The sequence below is a fragment of the Alteromonas sp. a30 genome, assembly GCF_026788005.1.
Taxonomy (GTDB): domain Bacteria; phylum Pseudomonadota; class Gammaproteobacteria; order Enterobacterales; family Alteromonadaceae; genus Paraneptunicella.
Map to the genome: position 1 here is coordinate 195473 of NZ_JABEPE010000001.1, position 23892 is coordinate 219364.

The 23892-nt window shown below is 43.2% G+C and carries 17 protein-coding genes; 8 read left to right on the top strand and 9 right to left on the bottom strand.

Going from position 1 to position 23892, the window contains the following annotated elements:
- Nucleotides 1-50: 50 nt before the first annotated feature.
- Genes recD through recC form a run of 3 tightly spaced genes read right to left on the bottom strand, consistent with a single transcriptional unit; the run spans nucleotide 51 to nucleotide 9519 of the window.
- Nucleotides 51-2024 carry an exodeoxyribonuclease V subunit alpha gene (gene recD, locus HJG39_RS00835; RefSeq protein ID WP_268405614.1) on the bottom strand — a complete coding sequence of 658 codons (1974 nt, stop codon included), beginning with the start codon at nucleotides 2022-2024 and terminating at the stop codon, nucleotides 51-53.
- The gene (gene recB / locus HJG39_RS00840; protein WP_268405617.1) at nucleotides 2024-5794 is read right to left on the bottom strand and encodes an exodeoxyribonuclease V subunit beta; all 3771 of its coding nucleotides are present in this window, start codon (nucleotides 5792-5794) and stop codon (nucleotides 2024-2026) included. Before recB ends, recD begins: the two co-directional genes overlap by 1 nt.
- A gap of 2 nt (nucleotides 5795-5796) precedes the next feature.
- Complete coding sequence (gene recC / locus HJG39_RS00845; RefSeq protein ID WP_268405620.1) at nucleotides 5797-9519, bottom strand: exodeoxyribonuclease V subunit gamma; 3723 nt, start codon at nucleotides 9517-9519, stop codon at nucleotides 5797-5799.
- A 91-nt stretch (nucleotides 9520-9610) separates the two neighbouring features.
- Here recC and xthA point away from each other — a divergent pair, with 91 nt between their 5' ends.
- Nucleotides 9611-10417 carry an exodeoxyribonuclease III gene (xthA, locus tag HJG39_RS00850; protein ID WP_268405623.1) on the top strand — a complete coding sequence of 269 codons (807 nt, stop codon included), beginning with the start codon at nucleotides 9611-9613 and terminating at the stop codon, nucleotides 10415-10417.
- Between the two features lie 25 nt (nucleotides 10418-10442).
- Nucleotides 10443-11084: an energy-coupling factor ABC transporter permease gene (locus HJG39_RS00855; protein ID WP_268406255.1), complete on the top strand. Its 642-nt coding sequence runs from the start codon at nucleotides 10443-10445 to the stop codon at nucleotides 11082-11084.
- A gap of 78 nt (nucleotides 11085-11162) precedes the next feature.
- Here the strand turns inward: HJG39_RS00855 and HJG39_RS00860 are convergent, their stop codons facing one another.
- From HJG39_RS00860 to HJG39_RS00870, 3 genes are all read right to left on the bottom strand, one after another.
- Nucleotides 11163-11723 carry a phosphoribosyltransferase gene (locus HJG39_RS00860; protein ID WP_268405626.1) on the bottom strand — a complete coding sequence of 187 codons (561 nt, stop codon included), beginning with the start codon at nucleotides 11721-11723 and terminating at the stop codon, nucleotides 11163-11165.
- A 101-nt stretch (nucleotides 11724-11824) separates the two neighbouring features.
- Nucleotides 11825-12271 (bottom strand): terminus macrodomain insulation protein YfbV, encoded by a 447-nt coding sequence (gene yfbV, locus HJG39_RS00865; RefSeq protein ID WP_268405629.1) that lies wholly within the window; start codon nucleotides 12269-12271, stop codon nucleotides 11825-11827.
- 103 nt (nucleotides 12272-12374) lie between these two features.
- Entirely contained in the window at nucleotides 12375-13724 is a 1350-nt protein-coding gene (locus HJG39_RS00870) for a response regulator (protein ID WP_268405632.1), read from the bottom strand.
- A 596-nt stretch (nucleotides 13725-14320) separates the two neighbouring features.
- Here HJG39_RS00870 and trxB point away from each other — a divergent pair.
- From trxB to infA, 4 genes are all read left to right on the top strand, one after another.
- A complete protein-coding gene (gene trxB / locus HJG39_RS00875; protein WP_268405635.1) occupies nucleotides 14321-15280 on the top strand; it encodes a thioredoxin-disulfide reductase in 960 nt (319 codons plus the stop codon).
- Between the two features lie 48 nt (nucleotides 15281-15328).
- Nucleotides 15329-16051: a leucyl/phenylalanyl-tRNA--protein transferase gene (aat, locus tag HJG39_RS00880; RefSeq protein WP_268405638.1), complete on the top strand. Its 723-nt coding sequence runs from the start codon at nucleotides 15329-15331 to the stop codon at nucleotides 16049-16051.
- Nucleotides 16052-16138: 87 nt separating this feature from the next.
- Nucleotides 16139-16840 (top strand): arginyltransferase, encoded by a 702-nt coding sequence (locus HJG39_RS00885; protein ID WP_268406258.1) that lies wholly within the window; start codon nucleotides 16139-16141, stop codon nucleotides 16838-16840.
- Between the two features lie 76 nt (nucleotides 16841-16916).
- Nucleotides 16917-17135 (top strand): translation initiation factor IF-1, encoded by a 219-nt coding sequence (gene infA / locus HJG39_RS00890; RefSeq protein WP_008844395.1) that lies wholly within the window; start codon nucleotides 16917-16919, stop codon nucleotides 17133-17135.
- A gap of 208 nt (nucleotides 17136-17343) precedes the next feature.
- On the opposite strand, the gene clpA is transcribed toward infA, so the two are convergent.
- Nucleotides 17344-19620: an ATP-dependent Clp protease ATP-binding subunit ClpA gene (gene clpA, locus HJG39_RS00895; protein ID WP_268405641.1), complete on the bottom strand. Its 2277-nt coding sequence runs from the start codon at nucleotides 19618-19620 to the stop codon at nucleotides 17344-17346.
- Between the two features lie 20 nt (nucleotides 19621-19640).
- Entirely contained in the window at nucleotides 19641-19961 is a 321-nt protein-coding gene (clpS, locus tag HJG39_RS00900) for an ATP-dependent Clp protease adapter ClpS (RefSeq protein WP_268405644.1), read from the bottom strand.
- Nucleotides 19962-20176: 215 nt separating this feature from the next.
- Between clpS and cspD the strand changes: the two genes are divergently transcribed.
- Nucleotides 20177-20395, top strand: a complete 219-nt coding sequence (gene cspD, locus HJG39_RS00905) for a cold shock domain-containing protein CspD (protein WP_268405647.1) — start codon at nucleotides 20177-20179, stop codon at nucleotides 20393-20395.
- Between the two features lie 391 nt (nucleotides 20396-20786).
- Here cspD and HJG39_RS00910 read toward each other — a convergent pair whose 3' ends face one another.
- On the bottom strand, nucleotides 20787-23012 hold the full coding sequence (locus tag HJG39_RS00910; RefSeq protein ID WP_268405650.1) for an NADP-dependent isocitrate dehydrogenase: 2226 nt from the start codon (nucleotides 23010-23012) through the stop codon (nucleotides 20787-20789).
- Nucleotides 23013-23297: 285 nt separating this feature from the next.
- Between HJG39_RS00910 and HJG39_RS00915 the strand changes: the two genes are divergently transcribed.
- A complete protein-coding gene (locus HJG39_RS00915) occupies nucleotides 23298-23867 on the top strand; it encodes a pseudouridine synthase (protein WP_268405653.1) in 570 nt (189 codons plus the stop codon).
- Nucleotides 23868-23892: the final 25 nt, after the last annotated feature.

Genomic DNA, 23892 nt, shown 5'->3' on the forward strand with positions numbered 1-23892 from the left:
ACACATTGCTGCCGAATCAAAGTAGATTGCGATAGCAATGCAGACTTTCGCTAACGACCTTGCCTCAATCGCTCAGCTAGCCCTGAGGCACGGATACAGCGCTGCTTCACCGCATGATGTATTGCACTTGGCTCGCTAATCAACACAAACGACTGCTTTGCCCTTGTCACACCGGTATAAAACAGCTCTCGGCTAAGTAACGATCGCTGGGCTTCCGTTTCTGGCGAAGGCATACACAAAATCACGCGTTTAAATTCCGAGCCTTGGCTTTTGTGGGTGGTCATTGCATAAACGGTTTCATGCTTGGGCAACTGGCCCGAGAGAAAATGCGTAAACTTGCCGTCTTCACCTACAAACCAAACTCGCAGCAACGCATTGGCATCACTCTGTTCGCCAGACGTTGATTGATTCGGCAATACCACGCCAATATCACCATTGTACAACCCCAAACGATGATCATTTTCCACAATCATGATGGGCCGACCGGCATAGTATTCGGTGCGCGCATTAATCAAACCTTGGCGACTAAAGTGCTGCTCAAATAACGCATTTATCGCTTCAATTCCCCACGGTCCAGCACGCTGCATACACAAAACTTGCAACTGAGAAAGCAGGTGGAAGACCACTTTGGCTTGTCCCTGATTAGCGGCTTGGAAATAGTGCTGCCAATGTTCGGAAACTGCATCTATTAATGTGCTGTGCTGCATGTATTGATGCCATTCCAAATCGGCAAACTGCGGATGACGTAACACATCCATACAAAGCCCACCTTGTCCGCTGTTTATCGCTTTTGCAAGTTGTCCAATACCACTTTGTTCATCAAATCGATAACTCTTTCGTAAATGCACCAAGTTATTGGCAATCGCAGGGAGATTGAGTTCAGAGGTTAACGCGTTGTCCGTTAGCTGGGTTAACAGCTTCGACATCGTCGGCGAAAATACATTAACTTGAGGCATAGTGCTGCAAATGTCGCCCAAAACCGACCCTACCTCTACCGAAGCAAGCTGATTATTATCACCCAGTAAAATTACACGAGCATGGTCAGGAATCGCTTGAAATAACTTACTGAGCAAAGGCAAGTCAATCATGGAAGCTTCATCTACAATCAAAATATCGAGTTTCAACGGGTTGTTTTCATCATGATGGAACTGTGCTGAATGGCGTTTTACCCCAAGCAGGCGGTGAATAGTGGTACATTCATCAGGGGCAATGTTAGCGCCTTCAGGGAGTTTGTTTGTGGCATCGCGTAGTGATTCGTTTAATCTCGCCGCCGCTTTTCCGGTTGGCGCCGCCAGTTTGACAACCAACTCGTCTTTGTTAGTGTATTTCGTTAGCAACCATAAAAGCTTTGCCACTGTGGTAGTTTTACCGGTTCCCGGTCCGCCAGTAATAATACAAAATGGTTTCACCGCCGCCACAGCTACTGCAACTTTTTGCCAGTCGGTTTCACCTTGTTCAAGGGTATTGCTGCGAGGAAATAACGCCTGTAAATCGTGGTGTAACCCTTGCATCGATGTAGGCTGGTCCACATTGGCGATATAGGTTTCCTGCTGGGCAAAAAAGGCCAAACGAGACATAAGCTGCGTTTCATAAGCCCAATATTTGTGCAAGTATAAAAGATCCCCTTCAAGCACCAAGGGAATCGCCAAAGGGGCCTCGTTATTATCATTCCCTTCATCAGAAAACACCCTTACGCGCGGGTCATTGTGAAGTAACGCTAATAATTCGCCAGTATCGGGAACATGAATGTCCGAAGCTGAAAAATAAGACCATACATTAGGCAACATCTGAGAAAGCAAACGAATATCCACACAGGTATGCTGCTGCCCAAGCTGCTGACTGGTTAGCGCACCAAGTAACGCCACCCAATCAAGTTGTGACGGTGCTGGCTCAAGCCCTAATGTATCCGCTAAAAACACGCCAAAGGCTTTATCGATAGCCCGCATTTGCCCTTTTTGATAAAGCGTATCCAAACATTGAAAGGTGGCGTTATCTCGGTTAAAAAGTAATTGATTCAACACCATTAAGCTTTCCCTCCGGCAATATCATGTGGTGCGAGACCGGAAAACAACGCATCTAAGCCTAAAACAAGGGATTTTTGGGGAACAAAATGCAAAACCCCAGTCCCCTTTGCGTTCTCACTCATACCACGAATAAACAAATACACCGCGCCGCCCATATGGGTGTCGTAATCATAGTTGGCAATACGAAGCTGTAAATAACGATGCAATGCCACGGTATAAAATAAGCCTTGCAGATAGTAATCATGTTCTTTCATTGCCGCATCTAAATGCGCTTCAGCATAGTCCTCAAACTGATTACCCAAATGGTTAGACTTGTAATCCGCCACATAAAAGCGCCCATTCCATTCAAAGGTTAAATCGATAAAGCCTTTTAACATACCGCTTAGCTGACCAAATTGATAAGGTGTTCGAGCTGGAAATCCGTGAGACGTTATTAGTTGATTAAACGCATCTTGGTGCAACGCATTCAGCGGCAAATAGAACTCTAATTCGGCCAACCGTTGAGATTCGCTGATGTCGATAAGTCTTGGATTATGTGTGTTATCTCTGTCGTCGCCAGCGGCTTTATCGGGCTTGGCGTTTGCTCCAAAAGACGAAGCAAAAAGCGGCGTATTTAATGTGTCGGCAATCCACTGCTGCAACTGAATAAATTCGTCTGTAGCAAGCTGGCTCCCCCCGTTGACGCTGCGCCTATTTTGCTCAGCGTTGAGCACTATACCGTAACGCTTCGCTTGTTCAGGAAGCACCTTGCTCATCCAGTTTTCTGTGTGTTGCTCTGGGCGTTTATTCTTTAAATCATCAAGCGTTTGTGTTGCTGTTTGCCAATCTGATAATTCATAAATAGCATGCAAAAAGGAGCCGGGATTTGCCCCTTTTTCAAAGCGAAAACGCATAGGTAGTTTGGCATTCTCAATAGCTTGAACCTGCTTACTGGGTAACTCTGCACCCTGCTCGTCTGCGGCTTTACTCACCTCTTCTGGCAAGAAATCCCGCGCTTGATGATGCTGACTCAAACTGGAATAGCTTGTGAGTGTCCAATTAGAAAAGTGTGTGCGGGATAAACTCGCTGCTTGATACTGGAGCAAGGGCGATGAAGACTCTGCTTCAGGTGCTAATAATGAGGAATGCTCTGTTACGGGCTGCACTTCGTCATCTACTTCAATAATTGAATAGTCTGTGGTTTGTGATTGCGAAAGGCGTTCTAAACGTTGAATTATCGCTGCATCGTTTATCTCTATGGACTGACTCAAATCTGCTTGATGAAACAATACTTGCCCTAAAGCCGTCGATAAAAACGCACTGTTCTTAACACTTCGGCCTTCGCCGTTATTCCAAAACCCAATCCAGCAATGATACATTGCCCGCGTTAATGCTACGTATAATAACCGGGAATCTTCACCTAAACGCTGTGCTTCTTGTAACATTTGGGCATTATCGTCAGGTTCAACATCCCATACTAAGCCTTCACCCTCCTTATGATAAGGCGTATTATTTGCGGCTTTGAAGCGACTCGCAAACGGCAAAAATACCAAAGGATATTGCAACCCTTTTGAAGCATGAATAGTGGTAATTTGCACAAGGTTTTCATCGGTTTCTAAGCGAAGTTGTTGTGCCTCATGACCATGATCCGGTTCAGCCAAGCGGTTTTCAAACCATTGCAATAACAAGCCTTCACCTTGAATGACGCTGGCTTCCACTTGCAATAACTCCCCCACATGACGCACATCCGTAATGCGACGCAGACCATCGTCAAAATGTGCCATCAAATGCTCATAGGTGTTAAACCCTTGTAAAATATGGTTTAACCCACGCATTACACCTTGGCTATTCCATAAATGATGTGCTTCTTTAAAGGTTTGCAATACCTGATGCCATTGCAACTCGTTTTGCACCAGCTCATCGAATTGCGTCAATGTATAAGGAAACAACTCGGTAAGCATGGCGGCGCGCACTAAGCCTTCGTCTTGCGGGCTGTGAATTGCTCGTAATAACAGTAATAGTTGATACGCCACGGCCCCTGAAAACACACTTTTTCGTGCAAGATACACACTATCCACCTTAGTTTGCGCTAGGGCTTGCTTAATAATTTCCGCTTCACCTCTGTCGCGTACCAAAACACAAATATCTTTAGCTTGCAGCGGTTGACCATCGAGTAGTAAATCCGTGTGTAAATTACTTGACGAATGTAAACGTTTACCAAGTAAATCGGCAATGTGTTGAGCACATTCCTGCGCCAGATATTGGCTGGCAGCGCCCCAACTCCAGAGCTTTTCTTCGGTTTGCGGTAGATACAAAAAATTCAACGCTGCCGAGGTATTTGCCAATTGATTGACATCTTTATGGGCGCTAACACTGTGATAAGGAATGCCATCACCAAACTCAAAAGCGGCGTTTTCAGGCATAAAAAGTTGGTTCATGCTATCGATGAAATGGCGTTGTGAACGATAGTTTTTCGCTAATGTATAATGTCGCGATGCATCAACACGTTGTTTCGCTGATAGATAGGTGAAAATGTCGCCACCACGGAAACCATAAATCGCTTGTTTAGGATCACCAATCAGCACCAATGTGCCGTGTTGTTGTAGGTAAATATCACTAAAAATACCAAACTGAAGCGGATCGGTATCTTGAAATTCGTCCACTAAAGCAACCGGATACTGTTGGAAAATGGTTTGCGCTAATCGCGTGCCATTTTGCGGATGTTGCAACGCCTGATACAAATTCTGGAGTAAATCATCTGGGCTGATGAGATTATAGCGCTGTTTTTGTTGAACCAAGCGCTGGCGCAGCCAATTCAAGGCTGATCCTAAGTAATATTGTTTTAGCGCCAATCGCACTTTTTCTTTCAACTCAACAAGGCGGTCAAACTGCGAAAAATCCAAATGGCTGATGTCATTGCTAGTCTTCTTGAGCGCTGCGCGAACTTTGTCTTCGCAAAACACGTCGAATCCTGCAACGCTTTTGCCGGAAACTATCCGCAATGTTAACGCCTCAGATTGCGCGAATTCCTGCATTTGGCTCAGCGTTTCAGGTTTACCCACTTTGACATTGCCTTTTAGATCAGCATCGATAAGTGCTTGCATCACCTTCTGTTCCAACCACCAATGCTTTAGCGCTTTTACGGCTTCAGCATATTCTTGAAGCAGTATGTCATAATCGGATTTCGACACTTGCGGGAGGTGCACTTCTCGGTGAATCAGCGGCCTCAGTTCAGCTAGCAAGGCTTCTGGACTATTCCAGTGTGCTATAAACCCCTGTAAATCAATGTCGGATAACGTCGCCACAAATTGACGCCAATAATCGCTAATGGCAAGTCGCTGCCATTCTGAATCATCCAAAATCAAGGTTTGATCGTAGAGCACGCCACTTTCAAAAGCGTGTTCTAATAATGTGCGCTGGCAAAAACCATGAATAGTATAAATGGCCGCGTTATCCATGTTTTGCTGAGCCACTAATAAACGCTGTTTAGCTAAACGTAAGTCACTTTGCGCGGCTATGAGTGTTTGTACAAATTCATCGTCACTGTTGCCTCGCTCAAAATCAAGGAAGGCTTCATGCAAACGCGCATGTAAACGGGATTTAAGCTCATCAGTAGCGGCATTGGTGAAGGTGACAATCAACACTTGGTCAACCTGACGCGGTTCGCATTCATGACCTAAAATCAAGCGCAAATAAAAGCTACTAATGGTGTAGGTTTTCCCTGTGCCTGCGCTGGCTTCAATCAAAGATGCTCCGTTTAAGGGAAAATCAATCGGATTTAGCGTTTGCATGCTTATTCGCCTCTCTTATTTTCTGGCGCTTTTCCCTGTGCAACCCCTTTGCTTTTTACACCGCTTTTACCCGCGCTCGCTTTGGTCTTTTTCTTGGGCTGGTTGTATTGCTCATCAAGCAGAAACAAGGGTTTCACTAAAGCATCGGCATGGCGAGTTAACGCCTCGAATTGCCGCCCTAAATCCGGGCAAATTCGCTGAAAATGTGGATCATCAGCTTCTGCTGCTCCCCCTATAAAACCATTTCCTACATAGGTTTGAATGCTTTGTTTTTCATCTTGCGAGCTAAGCCAAACCCAAGCGGTTTCAGCAAAAAAGATTTGTGGCTGAGACAACGATTGATACCAGAACGCCAACATTTGTTGCAGGTGGTGAGAAGCGGAACCTGCATCAATACGAGGTAGTTTCATCACTTTGTCAATGCCAATAAAACAGGCTTCCTGTACTGTCTGTTGCTTATCTGCCACGCACAAAAACAACCATTCTGCCCACAACAATAGTCGGTCGATAGCGCGCAATTTCCCCGGACGCCAACGCACCAATACCGTGTTGACTGGGTTGCCATTTAAACCTTCTACCGCAGATGCCAACGAATAGATCCCGCTAACGCGGCCACTTAAACGAATCAACTGTTCTAGTTGATGTTCGGGAAGATCTTGCTGCGAGTTTTCACCTTGTTTAAGCGCCAGCGTGCAATGCAAATCTTGCCATTGCGGTTGGTCATGCAATATTAATGGAGAATAAGCGCTTTTTGCTTGCTCGCTCAGTTGATCACGCAAAAGTTCAAGTTCCTTCAAAGCCACATTGGCAATGCTGCCGATGGGTAATTTCCCGTCAGCACTCATGTGTTCCCGAGCCTGATGACCTGATGCATCTCGCATCACGCTTGGCACTAATTGATAACGAGACAGGCTGTCGAGTAGCAAAGGTTCGTCGTCTTCCACCACGCCATGCGGAGCGCCAAATCGCGTATGCCAACGCTGTTCAAAAAAGTATTTAGCCGGATTACGCAAACACATGAGTAAAGACGTCAACGTTAACTCTTGGGTGTTTGTGTGATGTTGAATGGGAAGCCCAGCATCAACAAAGTCAGTTTCTGATTTCGTAATTTGGGGGTTCTGTTTCTTATGCTGGGAAGCATTCAATACCGAAAGCCATGTTCGGTTAAAGCTCTGTGCAAGCATTTGTTGATTTACATCGGTTAAACATTCAGCCGCAACATTCTCAGCACCACCCTTTTGATAATAGGCGCGATGGAACGGCTGTAAAGGCTGCTCAATGACGTTGACCAGAGGTTTGTCGTTTGGGTGATAACGCTGGCAATAATGCAGTAATTCAGTGAGTAATATCGACGGTGTGCGATCGGCATTATCACGCTCATCTTTGCCAATGTAACTAATATAAAGCTGTTCACGGGCAGACAAAATCGCTTCCAAAAACAGGTATCTGTCGTCCCAACGGCGTGAACGATCGCCCTTTCTTGCAGGTGAATCGGCCATTAAATCGAAACCAACAGGCGCAACAACGCGCGGATAACCGGGGTCATTCATGCCCAAAATGCACACTTGCCTGAACGGAATACTCCGCATTGGCATTAATGTACAAAAATTAATTTTGCCAGCGAGAAAACGTTGACCAACGCCTTTTGAGCCAAGTTGCTGCTGCATAGCTTCAACAAATACGTCCTGCTCGACGCCTTCTCCGTATTGGCTTTCATGCTCCGACACTTTTGCCAACGCATCCAATATTTGCTGCAAATAGTAAGCTTGTTCATCTGACACTTCGAATAACGCTGCCAGCCAGTTTTCCGCTAACGCTGCTTTTTCTGACAAGCTTTGTTGTTGTTGCGCTTGTAATAGAATGCTTTCCAAGCAAAGTAAGAACTCGATGAACTTACCCAAGACATCGCTTTGTTGTCCTTCAAGCTCGGTATAAGGCGAAATATGCTCATCAGATGCGGTCACTAACAACGTCTCATCAATTGATGATGCTTCGGCTTTTGCGTTGATACCTGCATTGCCCATGGCATAACCTGACAGCAATCGCCGTAGGCCAAATAACCAAGTGTTTTGCGACTCGCTTGGCAAGTCCCAACGCTGCTTATCTTCTCCGCTCATCCCCCAGCGTACGCCTGCCTCTCGCAACCAATGATGTAAAATCGGTAATTCACTCTCTTCGACTTGAAAACGAGTTAGCACATCGGGAACTGCAAAAATTTCTAAAACTTGAGTAAAAGTAAAACGGCTTTGATGCAGTGCTAGTATCTGCATGAAGGCTTTCACCACCGGCGATTCTTCAATTACGTTTCTATCGGAAATGGCGTAGGCCAAGTAGCGAGATTTGTCGGCTCCACCAAAGACGGCATCAATATAAGGTGCGTATTCCGCTACATTGGGCATCATTACGATAATATCGCCTAACGATAGCTCTCTGTCGGCTTGCAGGCGATGTAATAAATGGTCATGTAACACTTCCAGTTCACGCAATTTTGAATGACAACTCACAACGTACAGCGATTGATCATCATGAGCATTTTTCACTAAATCAGCTTGAGGTGATGGCGCACAAAGTTGCAAAATGTCTTCTTGAATATGAGATAACAGAGTGTTGTTTGGCGCGCGCAAGAACGCATCCTCACTGTTCATCCCAACGGCATTTTCACATTCCAACAGCATGTCTTGGAACTCGCGCCCTAATTTGCCCCACGATGCTAACAACGGATTGCCGGTTTCATATAAGGTTAACGCGTTTAACGCATCCTCAGACACATCTTTTTGTTGCTGTTCGGCTTGTTCGAATAGGTCAAGTTGCTTTTTCTCTTTAACCGCTTCAGAAACAATATCGCCCCAATAGTGTTCGCAAGGGTTCGCCCAAAATACGAATACATCGCGCGTTTGTGCCAATACACTAAAGACTTCGAGTTGTTGCTTGGGAATGGCGGAAATGCCAAAAATAAACACAGGCGTATCACTGTCTGGTAAAGCGGCTAATTTCGCTAATAGTTGTTCATGTAAATTAGCTCGGTGCCACGGTGATTGCGCTAGCTTCTGAGTTTGAGTCACTAATGCTCGCCACAACACAGGTTGCCACGGATGTGCCTCTATATTTACAAACGGCGCAGCTTCGTTTTGCTCCCACGCAAGGATCCAATCAGGACGGTACACCAAGTATTGGTCATAGATATCGGCAATTTTGCCCGCCAATTGAAATAAGCGGCGTTGCTCACTATTGGTATTGTTTTGCTTGGCATGTGGGAAGCGAATGCTGTCCGATGGCGCCAACAAATATGCTTTAATAGCTGAGAACTCCGGTAAATCGAGCATTTGAGGCAGGATTTGCATTAACTTCCATTGCATATTTTCTTTGGTAAATGCCGACTCTTGAGGCAAATCGTTAATATGCTGTCGGTACAAATCCCAGATGTAACTTGAAGGTAATGGAAAAGAAAAGTTTGCAGCAATGCCAAGTGACTCAGCGATTTTCACCTTAAGCCATTGCGCCATTCCGGGGCTTTGCACCAAAATCGGAAGCGGTTGTAGCACCTGATTCAGTGATTGTTGCGCGCTACTTTGATAAACCTGTTGAATATAGTGAAGAAGATGCTGACAAAGCACTTCCATTTTGTTGGACTGAACAAGATGAAGCATAGAGGTGTCGGGCACTATTTTATTCGCTTTTCGTGGCAGCGAGTGTAGCACAAAAGCGCGAATAGCTAGCAGTTGCATGCAATTTTAGTGGACATTTCCTATTCAGCCCCTACTACCCTTTTCCGGGTTCTGGTAACATGAGCGAACTTTTGATTGACTGCCTGAACAAATGAAATTTATTTCTTTTAATATCAATGGCCTAAGAGCCAGAATTCCTCAACTTAAAGCCCTTATCGACAAACATCAGCCTGATGTAATTGGCCTGCAAGAAATTAAAGTTCACGACGACATGTTCCCCTTAGCCGACGTCCAAGCATTGGGATATAACGTGTATTACTTTGGTCAGAAAAGCCATTACGGCGTAGCCATCATGTGCAAACAAGAACCGATAGATGTGCAATACGGTTTCCCAACCGACCCAGAAGATGCACAGCGTCGTATGATCATGGCGACCTTCACCTTAGAAAATGGTGAGCAAGTACGTGTATTAAATGGCTATTTCCCGCAGGGTGAAAGCCGCGATCATGAGATCAAATTCCCGGCAAAACGCAAGTTTTACCAAGATTTAATGACCTATTTAAACACTCATCACACGCCACAAGACAACGTGATTGTAATGGGCGACGTCAATATTTCTCACACTGATTTAGACATTGGCATAGGTGAGCCGAATCGCAAACGTTGGTTAAAAACCGGCAAATGTAGCTTCTTGCCAGAAGAAAGAGAGTGGATGGATTTACTAATGAGCTGGGGCTTCCATGATAGCTTCCGTAGCATTCACCCAGAAGTAAACGACCAATTTAGCTGGTTTGATTATCGCTCACGCGGTTTTGATGATAATCGCGGCCTACGCATTGACCTGATTTTGGCAACACCATCCTTGCACGAGAAACTCGAATCGGCTGGCATTGATTATGAAATTAGAGGCTTAGAAAAGCCTTCTGACCACGCGCCTATTTGGGCGGTGTACCAATAACGTAAGCGAACGAACTGTGTTTGATATCACAATGCTACAAGGTTTAAGTTTGGTATTATACGCTGGTGTGCTGGTGTATTTACTTAAACAAAAACCCTTATGGCTGCGCTTAGAAAACAAAGGCAGCCAGCACTTGTTATTCGGTAGCGCAGCGGCACTTTTCATTATGTGGATTTTTAGAACCGGAATTTATCCGGGTTTGAACGTTCACTTTTTATGGATTACCGCTTGTGTGTTATTGCTTGGGTTTCGGCTGTCGGTTATTAGCGCAAGCCTAGCTCTCGTCGGCACCACCGCTATTGGCGGAGAATCATGGGAAATGCTTGGCGTAAACGGATTACTTGGCGTTTTTCTGCCCATTACCTTTACTTACGCCATTTATAATCTGACCTTTTACCGCTTACCTAAACATTTGTTTGTTTATATTTTTGTCAGTGGCTTTTTTGCAGGCGCAGCAACCATTGCCTTTAAAATGGGGCTATTGGGTTCATACTACGCGTTAGAAGGCATTCACAGTTGGCAAGTGGTGGTTGATAATTATCTTATCTTGATACCATTACTGCTATTTCCTGAAGGAATGCTCAATGGCATGACAATGACCATGTTGGTGATTTACTGCCCGCTTTGGGTTTATACCTACCAAGACAGATACTATTTGGATAAGTAGCAATTATTTAGCTTTGAAATTGAGCCGTCCAAGAACATAAAAAAGGGCATGATATACATGCCCTTTTGTCCCGCTTAGCTAAGGTTTGACAAATAACGCCATAACGTTAGCTAAGTCCGACTTTTCTTTAATCTCGTCGTCAGTTAAGCCCTTCAATTCATGTGGGAAAACCAACCATTCGCTGGTTTCATGAACATAATAGTCTGGCACCATTTTGGTTTTGTTATTACCCGGCTTATACCATGGTGTCGCTACTCGCACATCTTTCGGGTAATTCAGACGCATCGATTGCTTCATTTGATTAATCAACGCATCAACACTGCGGCCTGAATCAAAAACATCGTCGACAATGAGCAAGCTATCGTCTGCGTTGGCATTTTCAATTAAATATTGAAGACCATGCACTTTAATGGTTTTTGATTGTTTATTGATACCGTAGTAAGACGAAGTTCTTACCGCAATGTGGTCGGTTTCAACTTCTTTAAATTCGAAATATTCTTGTACTGCGATGCCCACAGGTGTACCACCGCGCCAAATACCAATAACAAATTTTGGCCTAAAGCCATCTTCGTAGACTTTCGCTGCTAGTCTAAAGGAGTCTTCTAACAAAGACTGAGCAGTAATGTAGGTTTTTTCCATGCTTTACCAATTTAAAAACGATTCATCTCAGTTCGGGACGTGATTATAAAAGAATTACCAAGAAGAATGCATCTATTGCATTAAAATCGGCAAAAAGTGTTTTAAAACCAATTTTTTGTAAATGCGCGATCAAGCTCTTTAAATGCTTTTTTCAGTAACAAGGCGAGTTCTCGATAGCGAGGCACTGAACGATTTACTGCTACCTCACAGCCCTGCTCTCGCATTTTGGCATGGATTTCGTGATACCACGCTCGAATAGAAGGCGGTAAGGATTGCTTAGAGCGATGTCCTAACCATAACAATCCCTGAAAAGGTAAACTTAAGAAGAAAGCGGCAATAGCAATAGCTTGAGGCAAATATTCAGAGCCATTTACTTGCAACATAACGGTAGCGCTAATGACAGCCGAGGGCGGCATCCAACGTAAACCGAAGCGAGTTGCCGATATGACACGGTTCTCAGGAAAGATGCTCTGTAGCTCTTTTTTCATCGGCCAATCTTTCATGTAAACATGACCGTCTTTCACCATACTTGCAAAGCTTTGTGACATCTGACCCACCTTTCTTCTATCTCTTTACTTTTCGATTATCGATTAGCGTTGATGTAGTTCTAAATCATAACCCATTCTTAACACATTTGGCGTCGACTAAAAATTAATAATCAGCAAATTGTTCTTCACTTTCAGTTTCATCATCGTCTTCATCTTCAATAAGATGAGGATAAGCGTACACAATTAACGGCGTTTTACGGTTACTTTCTATCTTCTTCAGGTTTTCCAAGTTTTCCACCGTAAGCACATGACCTTTATTCAAGTAATTAGACTTTGCGGCTTCCAGAGGTACATCATGAACAAGGATCATGCCCGGTTTTAATTGCGATACCGATAACGCGTACTCAATTGGCTCATCAATAGAAGAATCCAACTGTAGCATAAGATCATAAAATGCCTTGCGTACTTTCAAAATAACATGGTTTTTCTGCTCCTCCATCACTTGCGCCAATGCTTTTTGCGGCGAGATGATCGAACCTGTCGTTCGCCCAACAACCAAGTTATCGTATTCGGCGCAGATACGGATTATCTGACAGGGGATAGGCACTTTTTCCCCCGCTAATGCCGAAGGTCCGCCAGTCCCGTCAACATTTTCAAAGATATGTCTAACAATGGTGGAAACGCCGATAAAATCATTAAATGTGGCCAATAAATCGGAACTCAATTCTAAGAAGAAAGTATGTCTTCGCGAGCTATCTACATAACGCGTATTGTCCGGCTTGCGAATTTCCTCTTGGGACATTTGCATCTTGCCAATTTCGTACAAACGCGCAGCCATTGTCATTTGATAGACTATTGACGCTGAAATACCAAACTTAGTACCAAGATGCTTAACTTGGCTAGCAATACGATCGCCATGACCGAACGGATCGAGATTGTGAAACTTAATGCATTCTCCCAACACATAAGCCACTTTATTGAACATGTCTTTGGCTTTAATGGTTACAGCATTCTTATCCAGCTTGTGAGTGGTGCCCGTTTTTTCAACTTGCTTCAACTGTTGTTCAAGCGCTAGCCGCTGAGCCACAAGCGATTCGTTTTGAGAAACAATTTGTTTATTGATCAGTCTCTGCTGGTATTCGTTAACAAAATCTTCTACGCACTTTTTGATCATGGAGATCAATTCGTCGTTGTCCCACGGTTTATTGATGTAGAAATTGATATGACCACGATTAATTGCAGAACTCGCGTCTTTTGGATCAGAGTAACCCGTTAGGAGAATTTTTTTACTTAGTGGGCTCACTTCGTGAGCTTTTTCTAAAAAAGTGGCTCCATCCATTGTAGGCATTCGCATGTCGGTAATCAGGACGGTATATAAATGCTGATGAAGCTCGTGCAATGCATCTCGTCCTTCCGTAAACACTGAAACCTCAAAGTCTTTTCGCAAAACTCGCTTAAGCGCTTTTAGGATTTCTGGTTCATCATCCAATATCAGGATCCGGTGTTGCGACATAGATGGCTCCCATTCGATTACAATAAACAACTTTGCAACCTTAAACGAAATCAGTAGCTGTAAATTTAGCTCTCCGTTTAAATAAGTATAGAGCGACTATTGCACAATCGCCTCCTTTACTCTGTAAAATAATAGACTCAACATATTGATGACAATTAATCTGACGCCAAAGCGCCACTAGAGTAGGATTATGCAATAGCCAATCTAAGTGTGGTTTAGTATTATTTTTGCGCTATTAGATTTTAGTTGTATAAAACAGCACCGGAAAATAGCGATGAATAATATAAAATGAGATTAGGAATGCGTATTTATTCTCCCATTAATAATTATAACCTATTTATTTTTATCTAGTTTTGCTTACCTGTCACTCAGTCAACAATGAAATTAACGAAAAAAACGAATTGGTATAAGTAAGTTATTTTTTTTTATAGTTGTTGGGACAATCAGCCTTTAAAATACGCTTTTTTTCATGATGTGCTTGAAAATGATATGTCAGGCCATATCAAAGAGCATTCCGTTCGTTGCGTTTTCTCTAAAAGAATTCAATATCCTACGCAACCAGCATTAACAAAAACGAATAAACTCTGGAGAATTCTATGTCGAATACTAAACACTGCCGATTACTCATTTTAGGCTCGGGCCCCGCCGGTTACACTGCCGCAGTCTACGCTGCCAGAGCAAATTTGCAGCCTGTTTTGATCACTGGAATTCAACAAGGTGGACAATTAACCACAACAACGGAAGTAGAAAATTGGCCGGGGGACCCTGGTGATTTGCAAGGCCCGGAACTGATGGTGCGCATGCAACAGCACGCAGAAAAATTCGACACAGAGATCGTTTTTGACCATATCAACAAAGCCGACTTAAGCGCACGTCCATTCAAATTAACGGGTGATTCTGGCGAATATACCTGTGATGCATTAATTATTGCTACAGGAGCATCCGCACAATACCTTGGCTTAGAGTCTGAGCAAAGCTTCATGGGTAAAGGTGTTTCTGCCTGTGCGACATGTGACGGATTCTTCTACAAAGGGAAAAAAGTGGCAGTCATCGGGGGGGGGAACACCGCAGTTGAAGAAGCGCTTTACCTATCTAATTTAGCCTCAGAAGTACACTTAATTCACCGTCGCGACACCTTCCGCTCTGAAAAGATACTAACCAAGCGACTGATGGATAAAGTCGCTAACGGCAATATTGTACTCCACTTAAACCGTACACTTGATGAAGTGATTGGCGATGATATGGGCGTGGCAGGTGTCAAAATTAAAGATACACAATCAGGCGCGATAGAAAGCCTAGATGTAATGGGTGTGTTTGTTGCAATTGGTCATAAGCCAAACACCGACTTATTTAAAGGTCAACTTGAAATGAAAGACGGCTATTTGACTGTTCAAAGTGGTAGTGATGGTAACGCCACACAAACCAGCGTTAAAGGCGTTTACGCTGCGGGTGATGTCAGTGACCATATTTATCGCCAAGCTATTACCTCTGCGGGCACAGGCTGTATGGCGGCTTTAGATGCCGAGCGCTTCCTCGATAGTGAAGAAAGTGCTTAATTATTCAATTGAGGGCGCTCGTTTTATTGAGCGCCGCATTTTCATATCATGACCATCTACATATACGAATTACCCGAAGCCGTTCACTTTCCTGATCCTGAAGAAGCGTTAGACACTCCCAATGGATTATTGGCTTGTGGTGGCGATTTGTCGCCCAAGCGTTTAATAGCAGCGTATCAACAAGGCATTTTCCCTTGGTTTTCGGGAGAAGAACCGATTTTGTGGTGGTCCCCAAGTCCTAGGGCGGTGCTATACCTAGAGGATTACCATATATCTCGCAGCTTTAGTAAATTCCTTCGTAAAACCCCTTTTCATGTCACACTCAATACGGCATTTGATGAGGTGATTGAGACTTGTTCTTTGCTTCGTAGCGAAGAGGAAGGCACTTGGATTACGGACGACATTATTGAAGCTTATCAAGCATTGCATCGCTTAGGTCATGCCCACTCTATTGAAGTATGGTCTGGTGATGCCCTCGTCGGAGGGCTCTATGGTGTTGTTGTCGGAAGCGCCTATTGTGGAGAATCCATGTTTCACCACGCGACCAACGCCTCTAAATTGGCTTTTTACTGCTTAGTTAATCTACTAAAACCTCTGGAAAACGCCTTCATTGATTGCCAAATGCCAACTGAGCACTTATCAACTCTTGGGGTAAAATCAATAGAGCGTCATGCGTTTCTTGAAGACTTATCAAAGTCTATTAATATTCGTCCACCTGAAAATTATTGGCGAAAAAGGTCACTTTTTGCCGATAATACACTTTGCGTTTAACGTCAGCTTGCTACTATTAATATAAATTGAATCAGCAGAGATGTATTCTTAACAAATCCAAAAGGCACTTTACTCCTAATGACCTCCATGAAGTTTGGCATAACTCAACCTTTTGATTGCTCTTACATTCCAGAAAATAAAGAAAGACTGCTGGTATACGTTGGTAGTAGTTTATATTCGACACTTGATGATTACGAAAAATTATTAGAATCAGGATTCAGGCGCAGTGGGGACCAAGTTTATCGACCTCAATGCCCGTCTTGTCACGCCTGCCAATCATTGCGAGTTCCCGTTTCACAATTTAAAGAAAGTAAAAGTCAGAAACGAATTCTGAATAAAAATAAGGATATAGAGTGCCGCATAAGCCGCCAAAATAAACCCGAATACTATGAGTTATATGCTCGTTATATTGAAGAAAGACACGCGGATGGCTCAATGTACCCGCCAACACCAGAGCAATTTCTCGACTTTTTGAGAAATAATTGGGCGCCTCCCTTATTTATAGAATTGATATGTGAAGGTAAAATCGCAGCCGTAGCAGTAACAGATGAGCTAAGAAATAGTTTATCAGCACTGTACACTTTCTATGATCCGGATCTAGAATCACGTTCCCTTGGAACGCTGGCGATCTTACATCAAATTAAGAAAGCCCAAGCAATGGGTAAGGAATATGTGTATTTAGGTTATCAAATCGACACCAGTCGAAAGATGAATTACAAGCGCAAATTCCTTCCAAATGAACAATATATCGACCATCGCTGGGTGAGTTTTCAAAAAAAGTGCGTCTAAACTTTACAGACGCTTTATTATTGGGCAAGATCTGCGCCGCGTTCGGCATAGAGAATAGCTAAGGTAACTAAACTAAATGGCAAAAGAAGATTGTATTGAAATGGAAGGCACCGTGTTAGACACGCTTCCAAACACTATGTTCCGTGTGGAACTAGAAAATGGTCACGTTGTGACAGCGCATATTTCAGGAAAAATGCGCAAAAACTATATTCGAATTTTAACGGGTGACAAAGTCACAGTAGAGATGACACCTTACGACTTGACGAAAGGTCGCATCATCTACAGAGCAAGATAACATCAATTATCTTAATCGTCTGAACGCCCTTTTTTACTCTAGTCTTAATTGGAACGCGTTCGGAAGTTCAAATGTCCTCAATAGCTTATCCCCTTTTTATTAAAGAGGCTTTGCGACTTTGGGCCCAGTTCTAAATTCGGTTTATGGCGATAAAAAAATGGGAAGCATCTGCTTCCCATTTTTCATTGTGTACTGAAGCGACTAACGCTTAACCTTTTGCCGTGCTGGCCTTCTTAGCTGATTGAAAATGAAAATCCAGCTCATCATCTTTAATATCAATTTTCACACTGCCACCGTCAACCAAGCATCCAAACAATAACTCGTTGGCCAAGTTCTTTTTAAGTTTTTCCTGAATCAATCTCGCCATTGGTCTTGCCCCCATATTACGATCGTAGCCTTTTTCAGCTAACCACGCTCTGGCATCATTAGTAACCTCAATGGAAACTCCCTTGTTATCCAGTTGTGCTTGAAGCTCAACAATGAATTTATCCACCACTTGCAAGATAACGTCGGTTTCAAGGTGATTAAACCAAATAATGCCATCTAAACGGTTTCGAAACTCAGGAGTAAAGGTGCGATTAATCTCCGACATCGCATCATGAGTATGATCTTGCTGCTTAAAGCCGATTGATTTGCGCGAAGTCTCTTGAACACCCGCATTGGTTGTCATAACTAATACCACATTTCTGAAGTCCACTTTACGGCCGTTGTTGTCCGTTAAAGTACCGTGGTCCATGACTTGTAGCAGAATGTTATAAATATCGCTGTGCGCTTTTTCAATCTCATCTAACAATACAACTGAGTATGGGCTCTTTATTACAGCGTCTGTTAACAAGCCACCTTGGTCAAAGCCAACATACCCCGGAGGCGCACCAATCAAGCGGCTTACAGCATGACGCTCCATGTATTCAGACATGTCAAAGCGGATTAAGTCAACGCCCATGACTTTCGATAACTGTTGAGTAACTTCGGTTTTACCTACCCCTGTTGGTCCTGCAAACAAGAAACTACCAATTGGCTTTTCTTCATTACCTAATCCAGAACGAGACAAGCGAATAGCGTCTGTAAGCGTTTCTATCGCCTTATCCTGGCCGAACACAACCATCTTAAGGTCACGGGACAGGTTCTTGAGAACTTCTTTATCAGAGGCCGATACGGACTTCTCAGGAATACGAGCCATTTTCGCAATGATATGCTCAATATCAGTTACACCAATCGTTTTCTTACGTTTTGATGCACTTAACAAACGCTGACTTGCTCCTGCTTCGTCAATTACATCAATGGCTTTATCAGGTAAATGACGTTCGTTTATATACTTCGCCGACAATTCTGCCGCCGCAGCAATGGCTTTTTTCGTGTAATGCACACTATGATGTTCTTCATAGCGGGACTTCAAACCCAATAAAATTTTTGTGGTATCGCTTATGCTTGGCTCATTAATATCAATTTTCTGGAAACGACGAGCCAATGCTCTGTCTTTCTCGAAGATACCTTGATACTCCTGATACGTTGTTGAACCAACACAACGTAAATCCCCGCTAGCGAGTTTAGGTTTTAATAAATTCGACGCATCCATGACACCGCCGGAAGCAGCCCCGGCACCGATAATAGTATGGATTTCGTCAATGAACAAAATCGCATCTGGATCTTTTTGCAGTTCTTTTAAAATCCCTTTTAATCGTTTCTCGAAGTCACCTCGGTACTTAGTACCAGCAAGCAAGCCTCCAAGATCGAGTGAATATACGGTAGCGGATGCGATGACATCGGGAACAGTATTCTCAACAATGCGGTAAGCCAACCCTTCTGCAATAGCGGTTTTGCCCACTCCAGCTTCGCCCACCAACAATGGATTATTTTTGCGGCGGCGACAAAGCACTTGAATCGTTCTTTCAAGTTCTGAATCGCGACCAATGAGCGGGTCAATTTTACCCTCTCGCGCCAAGGCATTTAGATTAGTGGAATACTTTTCAAGGACAGAGGTCGATGTGGATTCAATTTCTCCCTGATCTTCATCTTCAATCTCGTTGCTTTCTGGTGCATCTTCGTCATTCTTGCGCACACCATGAGAAATGTAATTCACGACATCAAGACGCGTTACATCCGCTTTCTTCAAAATATAGACTGACTGAGATTCTTGCTCGCTAAAAATTGCAACTAAAACATTGGAACCTAAAACTTCTTCTTTTCCTGAGCTTTGAACATGAAAAACGGCGCGTTGTAAAACGCGTTGGAAACCTAAGGTAGGTTGTGTTTCCCTTTCTGGATCGTTTTCATCCAGCAATAAAGGCGTAGTTTCTTTGACAAACTGAGTCAACTCAGTTTTCATCGTATCAATATCAGCCCCACACGCCTTGAGTGCTTCCTTGGCAGAATGATTATCCAAAAGAGCCAATAGCAAATGCTCTACAGTCATAAACTCATGACGGTTTTCGCGAGCGAAAATAAAGGCTTCATTTAACGTTTTTTCTAAATCTTTATTTAACATATTGGCGTCTCCCGAACAGTTTATGCTTCTTCCATCGAACAAAGCAATGGATGCTGATTTTTCCTTGCGTATTCATTAACTTGCATTACTTTAGTCTCCGCAACTTCTGAGGTATATAGGCCACATACGGCCTTTCCTCGGTAATGCACCGTTAGCATGATTTGATTCGCCTTTTCATGATCCAGATTGAAAAAACGCATCAATACTTCTACCACAAAGTCCATAGGTGTGTAGTCGTCATTATTGATTAGGACTTTGTACATTGGTGGCGGTTGAACCTTTTGTTTAACCGCCTCTAATTGTTTTTCGTGACTCACACCAAGAATATTGTTTCTGGACATAGTTTATTCTAGCCGAATGTTGAGAAATAGACCGAAATTTTTAACTTATTCAAGAAATACACAATAATTTCTTGACACCAGCAGAGTACCATAACTACAGTTGTTTTGTTACTAAACGCCCACGGTGTCAGGTATCGTTCTCGAAGTTTGAAAGCGTTTCACTATATTGTGGGGTCTTCATTAATCTTATCAAGGAGCTAACCTGGAATAATATTATGGCAGTTGGTAAAGTTAAATGGTTCAACAACGCTAAAGGGTTCGGTTTTATCGTTCCTGAAGATGGCGGCGAGGATGTATTCGCTCATTTTTCAACAATACAAATGGACGGATATAGAACGCTGAAAGCGGGCCAAGAAGTTAACTTTGATGTCGAAAAAGGTCCTAAAGGCCTTCACGCAGCAAATATTACTTTTATAGAAGACGGCTACCGTTAAGAAGTTTAAAGCAGGCAGGGGGGGCTGCTTTATAAACAACTTACCAAACAGGAAATAAAAATAAAAAATTAAATAATACAATTAGTTAAAAAATCAAAAAAATAGTCACTCCATTCTAATAATTCGTTTCTTATTCGTATCTTTTTCTCATCCAAAAAAAATATTTTTTTATACATAGCGGTCAACTTTATTACATTTTGAATGCTTAAAAAATCGATCTCCTTCACTGATATTGGATTGTGCTATGTTCAACAATTCCTGTATTTATCAACATTTACTGTTTCCCAGACACAAAAAAGCCCGACAATTGTCAGGCTTTTTAAGACAACAAACATTCTATTCTAGCTAGTTCTATCTACATCCAACTAGAACAGAACACGCTCGTTGTTTATTAGGCTTGTAACACGTTATTTAACGTTGCACTTGGGCACATAGCCGCAGTCACCTTACCTTCTTCTGGTAAGTAGTAACCACCAATATCAAGCTCTTTACCCTGTGTCGCGTCAATTTCAGCAATAATGCTTTCTTCATTTTCGCTCAATGATTTAAACAACGGAGCAAATTCACTTGCTAACTCAGCATCTTCTGATTGATTGGCTACAGCTTCGGCCCAATACATTGCTAAATAGAAGTGACTACCACGATTATCCAACTGGCCCGCTTTACGTAATGGTGATTTGCCATTATTCAGCAATTTCTCTGTTGCCTTATCTAACGCTGATGCAAGCACTTTCGCCTTAGCGTTACCTTGTTTATTGGCAAAGTCTTCTAAGGAAACACCTAACGCCAAAAACTCACCTAAGGAATCCCAACGCAAGTGCCCTTCTTCAACAAACTGCTGAACGTGTTTAGGTGCAGAACCCCCTGCGCCGGTCTCGAACAGGCCACCGCCAGCCATAAGAGGTACAATTGACAACATCTTCGCACTTGTACCTAACTCAAGAATCGGGAACAAGTCGGTTAAATAATCACGCAATACGTTACCTGTTACAGAGATCGTATCTAACCCTCGAATTGCGCGCTCCATCGAATAACGAATAGCGCGAACAGGTGACATAATTTGAATATTTAAGCCGTCCGTATCATGATCGCCTAAATACTTTTCAACTTTCTCTATAAGTTGTCTGTCATGTGCGCGTTCTTCATCTAACCAAAATACAGCAGGCATACCAGACAAACGGGCGCGGTTAACAGCAAGCTTAACCCAATCACGGATAGGCTCATCTTTCACCTGACACATGCGCCAGATGTCGCCTTCTTCTACTTCATGCTCAATTAACACGTTTTCATCTTGGTCAATGATGCGCATTGTGCCATCAGCTTCCATTTCGAATGTTTTATCGTGAGAGCCGTATTCTTCCGCTTTTTGCGCCATCAAACCAACGTTAGGAACGGTACCCATTGTGGTTGGATCAAATGCGCCATGGGTTTTACAGAAATTAATCGCTTCTTGATAAATAGTGGCATAGGTACTTTCTGGGATCACCGCTTTGGTATCGTGTAACTTACCATCTGGTCCCCACATTTGACCTGAACTACGGATCATTGCAGGCATTGAGGCATCAACGATTACGTCACTAGGTACGTGTAGGTTAGAAATACCTTTATCAGAATTCACCATCGCAATAGGTGGGCGGTTTGCGTAACACGCATTAATGTCAGCTTCGATTTCAGAACGCTGTGATTCAGGCAAAGAAGCAATTTTATCGTAAACACTGCCCAAGCCATTGTTTGGATTCACACCAAGTTGCTCGAATAATTCGCCGTACTTATCAAACAATTCTTTGTAGAATACTTTTACGCAATGACCAAACACAATTGGGTGAGATACCTTCATCATGGTCGCTTTAACGTGCAAGGAGAACAAAATACCGGTTTTCTTCGCGTCTTCAATTTGTTCTTCAAAGAATTTGCAAAGTGCCTTTTTGCTCATAAACATGCCGTCGATCACTTCGCTTTCAAGCAAGTCAATTCGAGGCTTAAGCACTTTTACGTTGCCATTTTTATCAGTGAACTCAATACGAACATGGCCCGCTTTTTCAACCGTTACTGATTTTTCACCAGAGAAGAAATCACCACCACGCATGTGTGCAACGTGTGAGCGTGATGCTTGGCTCCATTCCCCCATTGAATGCGGGTGTTTTTTCGCATAATTCTTAACCGCGTTAGGGGCACGACGATCGGAGTTACCTTCACGCAAGACAGGGTTTACCGCGCTACCTAGCACCTTGCTATAACGCTCTTTAATTTCTTTCTCTTCATCCGACTTAGGATCTTCAGGAAAAGCCGGAACATTGAAACCTTTTTCGTTCAACTCTTTAATCGCTGCTCTTAACTGCGGAATTGACGCACTGATATTTGGTAACTTAATGATATTTGTTTCTGGTTTTTGAGTCAGCTCACCCAAAATAGAAAGTTCATCTGGAATACGTTGATCTTCAGATAAGTATTCAGGGAAATTAGCCAAAATACGCCCGGCTAAAGAAATATCGCTCAATTCCACATCAACATCGGCCGCTGAGGCAAAACGCTTGATGATTGGCAACAAAGAATACGTTGCTAATGCAGGTGCCTCATCAGTTTTAGTGTAGATGATTTTCGACTTATTTTGGGACATTGTGTACCTCAATTTGTGGGGTAGCTCGCTACCTGATTTTTGCGGCCGGAAAGCCCAATTGAAGGAAGATCGATTCCGGCTCAAGACAGTTTGATACGACGCTTTTTCAAAAAGGCTATCCGCACGTATCGGTTTGAACAGAAAAAACTTTGGCAGATGATATAAGGGCAATCCCTCTTTATACAAGTGTTTGCCTCAAGATTAATCTGTTTGGTTAGTAAAATCGTGTAGAATAAAAAGTGCGTTTTGCTTGTAGACTCCTTAAAAATAAAGAATTGTAGCGCCATGGCCCAAAAACCAACCACTAATCCGACCAGTTCTCCAGTACAGGTTATTCTTTTTAATAAGCCCTTCAATGTGCTAAGTCAATTTACCGATGCCGATGGCAGAGAAACCCTTAAACACTACATTGATGTGCCACAAGTGTACGCCGCAGGTCGACTCGACAGAGACAGTGAAGGTCTTCTGATTTTAACCAACGATGGTAAATTGCAGCACAAGCTCACCTCCCCTAAGAAAAATGTCAGCAAGACTTATTGGGTGCAGGTAGAAGGCGTTCCCAGCGAAGCAAAGCTACAAGCGTTCCGAAACGGATTGATGTTAAAAGATGGGCCAACAAAACCTGCAAAAATAGAAATTATTCAAGAACCAGAAGTATGGCCTCGCAACCCACCCATTCGAGAGCGTAAACATATCCCAACAACATGGCTTTCTATTACGATAAGTGAAGGGCGCAATCGACAAGTACGTAGAATGACAGCGAATATTGGTCATCCAACATTGCGCCTCATTCGGTATCGCATTGGTAGTTGGACTCTCGACGGCATTGAACCGGGAAATTATTTTCCAATTTGAGTTCAATTCTACGAATTTGACGTAA

Excerpts from the sequence above, each read along its gene's own strand:
- recC (WP_268405620.1), bottom strand. The coding sequence starts at position 9,519 with ATGCAACTGCTAGCTATTCGCGCTTTTGTGCTACACTCGCTGCCACGA.
- clpA (WP_268405641.1), bottom strand. The coding sequence starts at position 19,620 with ATGTTAAATAAAGATTTAGAAAAAACGTTAAATGAAGCCTTTATTTTC.
- yfbV (WP_268405629.1), bottom strand. The coding sequence starts at position 12,271 with ATGTCACAAAGCTTTGCAAGTATGGTGAAAGACGGTCATGTTTACATG.
- trxB (WP_268405635.1), top strand. The coding sequence starts at position 14,321 with ATGTCGAATACTAAACACTGCCGATTACTCATTTTAGGCTCGGGCCCC.
- HJG39_RS00915 (WP_268405653.1), top strand. The coding sequence starts at position 23,298 with ATGGCCCAAAAACCAACCACTAATCCGACCAGTTCTCCAGTACAGGTT.
- infA (WP_008844395.1), top strand. The coding sequence starts at position 16,917 with ATGGCAAAAGAAGATTGTATTGAAATGGAAGGCACCGTGTTAGACACG.
- HJG39_RS00885 (WP_268406258.1), top strand. The coding sequence starts at position 16,139 with ATGAAGTTTGGCATAACTCAACCTTTTGATTGCTCTTACATTCCAGAA.
- aat (WP_268405638.1), top strand. The coding sequence starts at position 15,329 with ATGACCATCTACATATACGAATTACCCGAAGCCGTTCACTTTCCTGAT.
- recD (WP_268405614.1), bottom strand. The coding sequence starts at position 2,024 with ATGGTGTTGAATCAATTACTTTTTAACCGAGATAACGCCACCTTTCAA.
- HJG39_RS00860 (WP_268405626.1), bottom strand. The coding sequence starts at position 11,723 with ATGGAAAAAACCTACATTACTGCTCAGTCTTTGTTAGAAGACTCCTTT.
- xthA (WP_268405623.1), top strand. The coding sequence starts at position 9,611 with ATGAAATTTATTTCTTTTAATATCAATGGCCTAAGAGCCAGAATTCCT.
- cspD (WP_268405647.1), top strand. The coding sequence starts at position 20,177 with ATGGCAGTTGGTAAAGTTAAATGGTTCAACAACGCTAAAGGGTTCGGT.
- recB (WP_268405617.1), bottom strand. The coding sequence starts at position 5,794 with ATGCAAACGCTAAATCCGATTGATTTTCCCTTAAACGGAGCATCTTTG.
- HJG39_RS00910 (WP_268405650.1), bottom strand. The coding sequence starts at position 23,012 with ATGTCCCAAAATAAGTCGAAAATCATCTACACTAAAACTGATGAGGCA.
- HJG39_RS00870 (WP_268405632.1), bottom strand. The coding sequence starts at position 13,724 with ATGTCGCAACACCGGATCCTGATATTGGATGATGAACCAGAAATCCTA.
- clpS (WP_268405644.1), bottom strand. The coding sequence starts at position 19,961 with ATGTCCAGAAACAATATTCTTGGTGTGAGTCACGAAAAACAATTAGAG.